Origin of the sequence: Vibrio xiamenensis, from assembly GCF_900100015.1 — a bacterium.
Classification (GTDB): Bacteria; Pseudomonadota; Gammaproteobacteria; order Enterobacterales; family Vibrionaceae; genus Vibrio; species Vibrio xiamenensis.
In genome coordinates, this window is record NZ_FNDD01000008.1 from 36,275 (window position 1) to 48,509 (window position 12,235).

11 protein-coding genes are annotated in these 12,235 nt (G+C 45.2%); 3 read left to right on the forward strand and 8 right to left on the reverse strand.

Annotated elements, in window-relative coordinates; translation table 11 throughout:
- The first annotated feature begins 7 nt into the window (after positions 1-7).
- Positions 8-1,210 (forward strand): enoyl-ACP reductase FabV, encoded by a 1,203-nt coding sequence (gene fabV / locus BLS03_RS08370; protein ID WP_093272167.1) that lies wholly within the window; start codon positions 8-10, stop codon positions 1,208-1,210.
- Between the two features lie 143 nt (positions 1,211-1,353).
- On the opposite strand, the gene BLS03_RS08375 is transcribed toward fabV, so the two are convergent.
- Entirely contained in the window at positions 1,354-3,036 is a 1,683-nt protein-coding gene (locus BLS03_RS08375; protein ID WP_093272169.1) for an aspartate:alanine antiporter, read from the reverse strand.
- Between the two features lie 161 nt (positions 3,037-3,197).
- Entirely contained in the window at positions 3,198-3,461 is a 264-nt protein-coding gene (locus BLS03_RS08380; protein WP_093272172.1) for a GrxA family glutaredoxin, read from the reverse strand.
- A gap of 266 nt (positions 3,462-3,727) precedes the next feature.
- Here BLS03_RS08380 and BLS03_RS08385 point away from each other — a divergent pair, with 266 nt between their 5' ends.
- Positions 3,728-4,960: an iron-containing alcohol dehydrogenase gene (locus BLS03_RS08385; protein WP_093272506.1), complete on the forward strand. Its 1,233-nt coding sequence runs from the start codon at positions 3,728-3,730 to the stop codon at positions 4,958-4,960.
- 36 nt (positions 4,961-4,996) lie between these two features.
- On the opposite strand, the gene BLS03_RS08390 is transcribed toward BLS03_RS08385, so the two are convergent.
- From BLS03_RS08390 to BLS03_RS08410, 5 genes are all read right to left on the reverse strand, one after another.
- A complete protein-coding gene (locus tag BLS03_RS08390; protein ID WP_093272175.1) occupies positions 4,997-5,851 on the reverse strand; it encodes a MurR/RpiR family transcriptional regulator in 855 nt (284 codons plus the stop codon).
- A 285-nt stretch (positions 5,852-6,136) separates the two neighbouring features.
- A complete protein-coding gene (gene panP / locus BLS03_RS08395) occupies positions 6,137-7,783 on the reverse strand; it encodes a pyridoxal-dependent aspartate 1-decarboxylase PanP (protein ID WP_093272177.1) in 1,647 nt (548 codons plus the stop codon).
- Between the two features lie 94 nt (positions 7,784-7,877).
- Positions 7,878-8,390, reverse strand: coding sequence for a hypothetical protein (locus BLS03_RS08400; protein ID WP_093272179.1), 513 nt, complete (start codon positions 8,388-8,390; stop codon positions 7,878-7,880).
- A 124-nt stretch (positions 8,391-8,514) separates the two neighbouring features.
- On the reverse strand, positions 8,515-9,420 hold the full coding sequence (locus BLS03_RS08405) for a LysO family transporter (RefSeq protein WP_093272182.1): 906 nt from the start codon (positions 9,418-9,420) through the stop codon (positions 8,515-8,517).
- A 25-nt stretch (positions 9,421-9,445) separates the two neighbouring features.
- A complete protein-coding gene (locus BLS03_RS08410; RefSeq protein ID WP_093272184.1) occupies positions 9,446-10,366 on the reverse strand; it encodes an HDOD domain-containing protein in 921 nt (306 codons plus the stop codon).
- 362 nt (positions 10,367-10,728) lie between these two features.
- On the opposite strand from BLS03_RS08410, the gene BLS03_RS08415 reads away from it, so the two are divergent.
- Positions 10,729-11,316, forward strand: a complete 588-nt coding sequence (locus tag BLS03_RS08415; RefSeq protein ID WP_093272187.1) for a TfoX/Sxy family DNA transformation protein — start codon at positions 10,729-10,731, stop codon at positions 11,314-11,316.
- Between the two features lie 65 nt (positions 11,317-11,381).
- Here BLS03_RS08415 and BLS03_RS08420 read toward each other — a convergent pair whose 3' ends face one another.
- A complete protein-coding gene (locus tag BLS03_RS08420) occupies positions 11,382-11,924 on the reverse strand; it encodes a hypothetical protein (RefSeq protein ID WP_093272189.1) in 543 nt (180 codons plus the stop codon).
- Positions 11,925-12,235: the final 311 nt, after the last annotated feature.

The window sequence follows — 12,235 nt, forward strand, 5'->3', positions numbered from 1 at the left end:
GTTGAATATGATCATCAAACCTAGAATTCGTGGATTTATCTGTACCACAACACATCCTGTCGGCTGTGAAGCGAACGTAAAAGAACAAATTGCTTATACAAAAGCGCAAGGCCCAATCAAAAACGCGCCAAAACGTGTTTTAGTTGTGGGTGCTTCAAGTGGCTACGGTTTATCTTCCCGTATCGCAGCAGCATTTGGTGGTGGCGCTTCAACCATCGGTGTGTTCTTTGAAAAAGAAGGCACTGAGAAAAAACCGGGTACCGCTGGTTTTTATAATGCGGCTGCTTTTGAAAAATTGGCGCACGAAGAAGGTCTTTACGCAAAGAGCCTTAACGGTGATGCTTTTTCAAATGAAGCAAAACAAAAAACTATTGAGCTTATCAAGCAAGATTTAGGTCAAATTGATATGGTGGTTTACTCACTGGCTTCTCCAGTACGTAAGCTTCCAGGAACTGATGAGCTAGTACGTTCTTCACTTAAGCCAATTGGCGAGACGTACACTTCTACTGCGGTTGATACCAACAAAGACACCCTTATCGAAGCGAGTATTGAACCAGCTACTGAGCAAGAAATTGCGGATACAGTGACTGTTATGGGTGGTCAAGATTGGGAACTGTGGATTAACGCACTTTCTGATGCTGGTGTATTAGCAGAAGGTTGTAAGACCGTTGCTTACAGCTACATCGGTACTGAGTTGACTTGGCCAATCTACTGGGACGGCGCTCTAGGCCGAGCCAAAATGGATTTAGACCGTGCAGCAGCAGAGCTTAACGATAAACTGTCTGCTCTTGGTGGCACTGCAAACGTTGCGGTATTGAAATCAGTCGTGACCCAAGCCAGTTCAGCGATTCCTGTTATGCCACTCTACATCGCGATGGTATTTAAGAAAATGCGCGAAGAGGGTATTCACGAAGGTTGTATGGAACAGATCTTCCGTATGTTTAGCCAACGTTTGTACAAAGAAGACGGCAGCGCGCCAGAAGTGGACAGCGAAAACCGTCTACGTTTGGATGACTGGGAACTTCGTGAAGACGTTCAGCAGCACTGTCGCGAGTTGTGGCCACAAATCACCACTGAAAACTTGAAAGAACTGACTGACTACGTGGAATACAAAGAAGAGTTCCTCAAGTTGTTCGGTTTTGGCGTTGACGGTGTGGATTACGACGCTGACGTTAACCCAGCAGTAGAGACAGATTTCATCGAAATCTAATCCGTATCAGGTAAATCTTTCGTTAGTAAAAAGGCGCTCAAACAGCGCCTTTTTTGTGGGCGCGAATTCTTTATCGACGCTCTAGTAATCTAGTAAAAATAAAAAAGCCGAAGCTCGGCTTCGGCTTTTTACATCGAAGGGTTTTAGCTGAGGATGATTAAAATCGTCCCCGCCAGCGTCATCAGAATGTTGGCAATCGCGTAAGTACCGGCATAGCCAAGAGCTGGAATTGCCGATTTGGCGTAGTCATTGACGACATCCATCGCAGGCGCACAAGTTCGCGCGCCGATAATAGCACCAAATAGCAGGGCGCGGTTCATCTTAAATAGGTAAGCGCCAACTAAGTAAGCAATCACCACGGGCACGACGCTGACCAAGAACGCAAGGCCGATCACTTGTGGGCCGACTTGAGATAAATGCTCAAACATCTTACCACCGGCGCTAAGACCTATGCCGACCATAAAGAACATCAAGCCCAAGTCTTTGACCATATTCAACGCCCCTTGCGGTACATAGCCGAAAGTGGGGTGGTTGGCGCGCAAAAAGCCGAGCGTAATACCCGACAGCAATAAGCCGACCGCATTACCTAAGCCAAACGACACTTGGCCAAAGGTCATGGTGACTAAGCCAAATAGAATGCCCAAAATAAAGAAGCTGCAAAATGCCAGTAAGTCGGCCATTTGACTGTGGATCGAGATGAAACCGATTTTCTCAGCCAGACCATGCACGCGGCTCTTTTCTCCGCTGACTTGCAGGACATCGCCTTTCGCCAGCACGATATCAAGATCCATGGGCATCTCAATCTGAGCACGCACCACGCGGTTAAGGAAACAGCCAAATTCAGACAAATTCAGATCAGAAAGGCGTTTGCCGGCTATTGAGTCACTTTTTACCACGATCTCTTCTTCGGCGATGCGCAGATCAAGCAAGTTGCGGTCAAATACCTCTTTACCGTTACGAAAGCTTGAATCGAGCCGAGCATGGCTATCGGGAAAACCGACTAGGGCAATTTCGTCACCTTCTTGCAAAATCGCATCGCCATCTGGGTGGGCTAAAATGCCGTGGCGACGGATACGCTCGATGTAACAGCCGGTTTGGTGATAAAGGCCTAATTCACGAAGGTTGCGGCCATCTATCCACTCAATCAGTTCTGGTCCAACTCGATAAGCACGGATAATCGGCAGGTAGACTTTACGTTGCCCTGAACTACCAAGGCCGCGTTCTTGCGCGATTTGCTGGGCGGAATCAGAAAGGTTTTGTTTTTGGATTTTTGGCAGCAATTTCGCGAACATGATCATGCTGATAAGTCCGACTAAATAGGACATCGCATAACCTACCGAGAGGTTTTCTAGCACCGCACTGAATTCCATGTTGCGTGGAATGGTTGCCAGTCCAGAGTTGAGCGCATCTTGCGCGCCAACCAGAACTGGGGTCGCGGTTAATGCGCCAGCCATCATCCCTGCGGAAAGGCCGAAATCTAACCCCATGTAATGACTTAAAAAGTAGGTGATAAACAGAGCGGTGCTCAGCACAATCATACTGAGTAAGAAGTAATGTTTACCATCGCGAAAGAAGATACCAAAGAAGTTTGGCCCAGCTTCGATGCCGACACAGTAGATAAACAGCATGAAGCCAATGGTTAACGCATCCGCGTTAAACGTAAAGCCTAAGTGCCCCATAACCAAAGAGGTTAACAGCACGCCAATGGAGTTGCCCAGTTGGAAATTGCCAAAGCGAATTTTGCCAATTGCTAAGCCAATAGCCAGAACAACGAAAATGAGAAGGATCGGATTTTGTTCAAGCAAGAGTACGACGTCGATATTCACGGCTAATCAGTTTTTTATGCCAAGGAAATGGTGTTGGTGTGGGAATTGTAGCTGAATACGGCGAAATTATAAGTAAAATATTTTATATTTTTTCTATTAATTTATTTAATAGTAAACATAAAAAAGCCGCTGTCTCAGCGGCTTTTTTACATCGGTTCAAATTAATCGAACAGACCCAAATTTTCTTTTGCGTACGCTTCAAAATCGTCACATCCGCCGATGTGTTGTTGGTCGATGAAAATTTGTGGCACAGTTTCCACTGGCTTACCAACAGTCTTCTCAAGATCTGCTTTCGAGATGCCTTCTTCGTGGATATCGACATAACGATAATTGAAGTCATCGCGTTTTGCTTTCAGTGTTTCTGCGTGCTCTTTTGCACGAACACAGTATGGGCAAGCAGGGCGACCAAAAATAACAACGAACATAGACTTTCTCCTTTATATTGTTATTTAGAACTATGCCTCAACTGATTTTGAAAATAAAGCGACAAATACCAGTTGTTTTGATAGGTAAAACTTATTGAATGTTTTTTACCTTTTTTGTTCAAATAATGTGCGCTAAGGTAGGGTTTAACGCGGAAAGTTGCCGGCTTGTTGGCTAATGTCGTGTTCTTTGCACTGGGTCAAATACCCAAGCCAAATCTGTAGGCAATCTGAATGGAGGCGAATGACTATGGTGAGCGGAAGGGATGATGTTTGATTTTATGACCGCAACGCGGGTGATCTTTGGTCAAGACGCATTGGCGTCTTCGTTATCTGTCATCAATCGATACGGTTACAGTGCGTTGTTAGTGACGGATAAGCACAACCAAACCGACAATATTGTGTGCGATTATCTGCACAATCAGCATTTTCGATATCAACATTTGGTTGTGTCGGGCGAACCTTATATCACTATGGTTGAGGAGGCGGCGATTGAGGCGCGAAAATTCGCCCCGGATATGGTTATCGCTATGGGTGGCGGCAGCGCCCTTGATATGGCAAAAGCCCTTGCGGCGATCATTCCCAATAAAGGCAATGTGTATGACTACGTCGAAGTGGTCGGGCGCAGTGTTCCCCTAAAAGCCAAACCTTTACCGTTTATTGCTATACCCACCACCGCTGGTACCGGTTCAGAAGTGACTCATAAAGCGGTGCTTAAATCTGGTCAAGACCGAATCAAAGTGAGTTTACGCAGCGGTGATATGCTCGCAGACGTTGCCATTGTCGACCCCACACTCACTTACGGCACATCGCCAGCTTTATCGGCCCGCGGCGCGATGCATGCTTTTACCCATTTAATGGAAGCGTATGTGTGCAGTGAGCCAAACCCATTGACCGATATGATTTGCGAAGAGGGGCTGCGTCGAGTCAGTCGCTCGATTATTTCTGGTTGCCTGCGAGATGAACCTCAAGCCCGAGAAGACTTATCCTTTGCGGCGATGCTTGGTGGCATGGCGAGCACCAATGCCTATCTCGGTGCGGCGCACGGTTTAGCCGCATCGTTAGCCGGGAAAATGAACGCGCCTCATAGCATCATCACCGCACGTCTTGCGCCATTTGTGATGGATGAAAATATTAAAGTCGCGCAGCTTGAAGGCAAACTCAACGTGCTAAAGCGCTATCAAACTATGGCGCGGATTCTCACCAATCACAACGATGCTCATATGAGCGATGGCATCGCTTGGGTAAAAATGATTTTGGAGCAGTTAAGTATTCCTGCGCTTAGTCAGTTTGGGGTCTGTCGCACACCGTTTGATCAAGTGGTGGAAGGGGCGATGAAGTCGATATCGATTAAAGGCAATCCATTACCATTAACTAAAGCGCGCTTGACGTTTATCTTAGACCAAGTGTGCAGTTGTCAGCATGATCAGCTGCTTAATGGTGTCGAAGAGCGCCAAGACGCGAGCTACACTTTGGTGGATGATCGGGAAACCGAGCGATAAAAAAACGGAGCGTTAAGCTCCGTTTTTAATGTCTGATTAGAAATGCGATAGCTTATCGTAGCGCGAGTCTTTTAATGCATCTTTTACTCGGCGTAGATTTTCTCTAAAGCCCGTACCGCGGCGCAGAGTAAAACCTGTTGCGAGCACATCAATGACCGTCATCTGTACCACACGACTTGCCATTGGCATGTAGACGTCGGTGTCTTCAGGAACATCGAGCGAAATCGACAGCGAACTTGCTTTATCTAGCGGTGAATCTTTCGCAGTGATAGCAATCACAGTCGCGCCGTTTTCTTTCGCGAGATTGGCAATTTCCACTTGGCTCTTAGTGCGACCAGTATGAGAAATCAGTACGATTACATCATTATCAGTGCAGTTAATGCAGCTCATACGTTGCATCACGATGTCTTCAAAACAGGTGATGGGAATATTAAAGCGAATAAACTTGTTTTGTGCGTCTTTTGCCACCGCTGAGGACGCGCCCAAACCAAAAAAGGAAATGCGTTTGGCTTGAGTCAAAAGGTCAACCGCGCGATTAATTTGCATTGGGTCTAGGCTATTTTTGGCCACATCCAAGCACGCCATGGTCGACTCGAAAATTTTATGCGTGTACGCATCCGGGCCGTCGTCTTCTTCCACATTGCGATTCACATAAGGAGTGCCATTCGCCAAGCTTTGCGCAAGATGCAGCTTGAAGTCTGGAAAACCTTTAGTATCTAAACGTCGACAGAAACGGTTTACCGTTGGTTCACTGACATCGGCCATTTTTGCCAATGTTGCAATGCTGGAATGAATGGCGGTCTGCGGTGTTGCCATTATAACTTCAGCGACTTTCCGTTCGGATTTGCTAAAGTTCTCCAGATTTTTTTGTATTTTTTCTAGTGTATTCATAGTGTTCACGAGGGTATGGAGAACAACTTATTGGTTATACCATTCAAGGTGTAGGGGGTAGGAAAAATGATATTTCCTAAATGGTAAAAATCTAACCAACGCCATGCGACCAGTATAAACCTAAGCCAAAGGTTTACAGTAATTTTTGTACATCGAAATTAATCAGAATATGACAAGCCTCAAACTAAATTTTGCTTAAACTACGAAAATGGATACGTTTTGACGCAAATATGCTGATTAATGTCCCACAATGATATAGAAATTACACTAAACCGAAAGAAATTTTCATTTTTCGAGAATGTCGTTTGTGAGACTTTGCAACTGTTTACTCAAATTCGGCGCTTGCTTCGCAATCTCACGTTGTTCGCTGAGCACGGATTCCAATATCTCGTTGTGCGTCAATGGATTAGCTAACACCACGCGAAATACTATGGTATCCAGCTGGTTGAGATGCTGCGGATTAAGCTGGGTGCGGGATACAAACGAGCGGCCAGTTTCCCTTTGGGTCTTTTGAATGAATTGTGTGAGCTCGTTGAGTTTGTCATTCAGCGCTTGTTGCTGCGCTTGATTCGCCACTTCTAATGCTTGTTTGGTCGCAGTAGGGACGTAACGATAGGTGAGCAAACATAGCTCTGGTTGTGAGATCAGCTCGAAGTCGGGCTGCGCTTTAATAAGCGCGGCAAAGTGCTTGGCTTTTTCGATGCTTTGATTAATCAGAAGCTCATAGCCTGGGCGGCTAATAATATTCATCGCCGCGTAAACCAGCATTGCCATGCCAGAGCGCGAGCCCTCAAGGGTGTGACTACCCAAATCTTTCGAGCCTTTGCGGAGGATATACTGAGCGTGATGCTCAACCGAACGCATCGCATCAGGGTCTTTAAACAGCACCATACCTGCGCCCATCGGAATATACAGCTGCTTATGGGCATCAATGGTGACGGAGTCGGCTTTTTCTATACCATCAAGCAGATAACGGTAGCGATTAGACATCAAGGTTGCGCCGCCCCAAGCAGCATCAACGTGAAAATGACAGCCGTGCTCGGCGCATAAACTAGCGATATCGCTCAATGGATCAATGTTGCCGGTTTCTGTGGTGCCAGCGACGCCAATCACCGCAATCACTTTGATATTTTGAGCCTTAAGGCTTGCCATTTTTTGGGCTAAGTCTTTCACGCACAGGCGATTGTTGTGGTCGGTTTCAACCGCCACCAACTCGTCCTGACCAAGCCCTAAAACGTCGGCCGCTTTTTTTAGAGAATAGTGGCCGCGTTTGGAAACCAGTACAGCAAGACCTTGGTAGCCATAGTGTTGCATGGCCTTATAGAGACCTACTTTTTCAACACCTTGAAAACTGCCTTGGGCTTTTAGTGCGTTATTACGTGCCACCCATAACGCGGTAATATTCGCGATGGTTCCGCCCGAGCAAAATGCGCCTAACGAGTGCTCGGCACTGTGCATCCATTGCTGATAAAAAGCGTCATTTCGTTGATAGATAAGCCGATGTAGCATGCCCAATACTTGGCGCTCAAGAGGGGTAAACGCTTTTGATGTCTCTATTTTGACCAGATTTTGGTTCAGCGCGATCATGATTTTCGACAGCGGCATCAAAAAGTAGGGCAGCGCGGATGTCATATGACCAATAAAGCTTGGCGCTGCAGTATGCACCGAATGGGCGACGAGCGTATCGAGCAGATGTTGAGTATGATCGGAGACGAAACTTGGCTGCTCGGGAATCGCCGCATCACTAAAGTCTTTTTCTATCTCTTTGAGCGGTTTTTCGTCCGCAACGATGTGCTCGCGCAAAAACTGATTGAGGTTTTGTGACAGCTCGGCTTCAATTTTGGTCAGCGTAGAATCGGGACCTTCGGGGACCGTGAAAATCTTAAGTAGATTTTCGAAACTCACATCGACGGTTTTTTGTTCAGATTCCATACTGCTTTGCAACTCATTGATACATCAGATTCTAGGCGGGACAATTTAAACGAATTTGGCGCTAAAGTCCCGTCTTGAACTCGCAAATTTGTGGCTATTGGCACTCAATTTTTTCGAGTTGATTGATCGATTGATTATAGGTTTGCAGTGCTTTATCAATCGTCGCTGGATGGCTGAGTAAGTCGGCGAATGCTGAGCGTAGCTCATAATTGTCTGCGTGGGGTGTTGATTGGCGATCTTGATAGGTGATTTTCGCCAATTGACCAAGCTGGTCGTCGCGGTTAGCAAGGCGTTTTATATCGACTTGCTCAAGCTTCAACCAACCCTCAACGGATTGTTCGGTCGCCACTTTACTTGGATCGTGTTCGAGGTAATAGCGAACCGCTTCACGGCTGAGTTCAAAGTGATGTTGGCGCCCGGATAAGAACCACTCACTTACGTCTTTTAATTGCGGATATTGCGTGGTTGTTAAGTCAGTGAGGTCTTGGTACCACTGAAGTGATGCATCAACATAAGCGTCATATTTGCCTGCCAGACAGTGATTATCAGCAGCAAAGGTGCTTGAGCTGAGGCTACCCAGTAGCACAACCATCAGAGTTCGATTCATAGTCTATCCTTTTGAAACTAAGCGCTTGTTTTCACATTATTATATGCTAGTTGGCGAGCTGAATTGACCATGCTCGCCAGTCAATCTCTAGAGCATAATGGTTTTTGTGATTTTTGCCTGCGATCTAGTTAGCAAGAGAGACAAAGAACAGCATCAGCACTGGAACCAACAAGCTGAGGATAAACCCGCTAACAATGGCTATTGGCACGCAGCGCACGCCGCCAGTGGTTTGGATGACTGGAAGGGTAAAGTCCATTGCCGTTGCTCCCGCATAACCGATAGCGCAGCAAGGTTTGCTTCGAATCAGCATAGGAATCATCACCAAAGAGACCAGTTCGCGCAGCAATTCAATTAAAAACGATGCACCGCCATAAACGGGACCAAAGGCGTCGCCCATCAAAATGCCGGCTAAAGAATACCAGCCAAAACCGGATGCCATAGCCAGGCCGTGGAACGTACTGATATTCAAAATATAGGCCGCTATCAAACCGCCAACCATAGAGGTACTGACGATAACTAAGGCAATCACCATGCCGTGTTTGTTTAGCAAAATTTGGCCAAGTGTTAGGCCGCTATTACGCAGTTGAATACCGATAAAAAATAGCAGCAAAAACAGAATCCACTCGCTGGCGGTATCGACCCAATTCAGGTCGAAGGGGAGCAATAAACCAATCACTAAACCGCCGCCAACGACTACGATTAGTTTCAGAGATTCTAACGCCATACTTGAGAGAGGAAGTTTGCTATTACTGTGATCGGTTTTCAGTGGCAGCCAGCGGTCGACGAAAGGTAAAACCGCCAGATTACATGCGCCCAAACACAGGAAAAACACCAAGGTGTACTGCACGATGGTTTGCAGGTTTTGGCCTAGATTATCCAACGCGGCAAGACTTAGCCCCATGAGACTCAAAATAACATAGATGAGGTTTGAGGTAGCGCGGTTAATGCGTTGAATATATACAGAATTTGATATGGTAAATAGATACCCCACGACCAGTGGGGCAAAGATAAATAGCATCCCTGAAAACATGCTGGTCCTTGATTAGCTAGAGAGATTACAGTCCGCAGGCGTTGATGACTTCATCGATTTGATCGCGAAATTCGAGATCGCCGAGGGTGGTAAGTCGGTAGAGAATATCGGCGCCAGTGACATCAAATTCCACTTCGTGTTCATCGATATCCTCATCTCCTCGTCGGAACATCAACACATGGTTCGCGATCCGTGCGATGTCGAGGTAAGTCACATCATGTTCAGGATATTCAATACGCTCGTTGGTTGCTACTTCAACAAAGTCAGAATCGAAACCCCAATGTTCGAGTACCAATTTACTAACAATAGAACACTGGCTGCTAAATATTTGCAGAGCAATATTTTCGTCCAAATAATTACCTCTTTCTAAATACAGGTAATATTCATTGACGATACAGAATAATCCAATATCAGCTAACAACCCGGTTAATAGTGCTTTATCATTTTCTAAGTTTTTATATCTTGGATCGCCACTTTCACGAAACCCTTTTGTGACCATAACCATAGTTGCAGCAAGTTCTCTTGACGTCGCTGCACTATTGATAAGAATATAATTACACTCTTTACTTAAATTAACGGATTGCTTTAATTGTTCTATAGATTGTGCGGTTACTATATCGCGAACGCGATGAATACCAAGGCGAGCAACAGCCGTAACGAGATCAGTACATATAATACTGCGTCGGTTAAAAATAACTGAGTTAGCGACACGTATGACAATAGCCGCCAGACTGGGATCCTCAATGAGGCAGTCAGCGATATCAGTGGCGCTAGTGTTTTCCTGAGCGGATAGTCTCTGAATTTGCAAAACGACGTCTGGAATAGGTGGAAGAGATATTTTCCCAGTACTAATAGACTGTTCAATTAATTGCGCAAACTCTGTTTCTATACCTTTTATTAATATCTCATTATTCTCAGGCAACCAATAAAATGATAAATGGTTCATAAAAATTGCAAGAAGTGGATAACTACCGGATTTTAACGTTTCTTATAGATAATAGGCAAATGGTATCAGTTACTGCACTGTGTACGTAATACTGAAATACCCTATTAACCTACATGTATTTTAAGAATAGAGTGTCATTATCATTCATTTGTGTGAGCAGCATTCCATAAATATTGTTTTTGAGTTTTAATGATGTGAACTATGCACAGACTTATTTTTTATCATAAACTATCATTTGGTTCGGGAATTCTAGATTCATTGCTATACAAATAAATTATTTGAATCAGACCCAACTTCTTTTTTCGCTTAAATGCTGCTGTATCTGGTGATCGACCTAATCGGGGTTTCAAGATTAAGGATCAATGGATATGACAGAGCACAATTTTATACAATATGTTAAGCAGTTTGGTCACTTTCAAACACGTTCGATGTTTGGTGGATTGGGGCTTTTTCGCGAGGAAGCGATGTTCTCTCTGATGAGTGAAGAGAAAGTTTTCATTCGTGGGGGAGGTGCGTTGGATGCAACGCTTTGTTCGCTTGGCTGCGAAAAATATCGTCACGTCAAAAAACAAACCACTGCAACCGTCAACTATTACGACATTACCCGCCTTTTTTCTACCCAACATGCAGAGTTGAATAACATCGTCGCGACAGCGATTGAGTGCTCTGTGTCTCAGCGAAAATTTAAACATGCGCCGGAAAATAAACGCTTGCGCGATTTACCCAATATGCAATTGACCTTAGAGCGTATGGTCAAAAAGTCGGGTATCGAGAGTGTTGATGATTTTGTCGAGCTTGGTGCGCCAGAGGTTTTTTCACGAGTGAAGCAAACTTATGGCAACAATGTGGATTTGAAATTGCTTTGGAAATTCGCCGGTGCCATTGAAGGTATTCACTGGAAATTGATTCAAGAACCGCGTAAACGTCAGCTGTTAGCGGATTGTCGCTAACCGATTTTGCACATAAAAAAACCGAGGGCAGATCCTCGGTTTTTCTTGTCATAACCAATAACTCGTTAGAATTTAAAGCGAGTTGTCATCATCATTTGGTTATCGTAGAAGTCGTTAAGACGCAATTCAGCACCCATAGAGAACAGCTCGGTTGAGTGGAAGCGCACGTAAACCGCACCTAGCCAGTCGTCTTTTTCGTCGATAGAAACGTAACCCGCTTTACCACCAACTTCAAGCTGTGGACCTAACCACTGGCGAATACCGAGGTTAAGTTCCATACCTGTGTCAGTACCGTTATGGCTGTCATCCACTACGCGGAATAACATTTCGCCGGTCAAGTCTGCCCAGTTATTAAGTGGCGCGTGGAAGCCAAAACCGCCGGCTGCGTCGAAATCGCCTTCAAATTTGGAGTCAATTCGAGCGATAGCATGAGCATTTGGGTGGATAGATTTACTAAAAGCACCACCAAAAGTCACTGGGCTCGCGCCGATGCGGGCTTCGACGTAATCGTAGTTAAAGTTGCTCATGATGGACGGACTGTTGAAGTCTTCGGCAAAAGTTTGGCTCGATGCCAATACAAGTGCTGCAGCTAAGAGTGTTTTACGCATATTCACGATAAACCTTTATCTTGTTAATTTCCTTGGTCTTTGACGACAAGGCCGTCATGACATGTAATGTCGACATGATAATGCATCTTGGTCTGGATTCACCAATAAAATGTCACTGTTTTGTCGTTTATCTATGTTTTAAGCAAGCTTCATTCCACAAAATGAAGCCTAATGCTGATTTGTTAGTCGGTATAGACGTATTGTCGAGCCTAAGTATTAAATTGGCTTATCAATACTGCGAATGACATCAAGCCTAACAGAACGCCGTCATGATGAATGACATATTTATTCATTCTCACATCAATATTGGA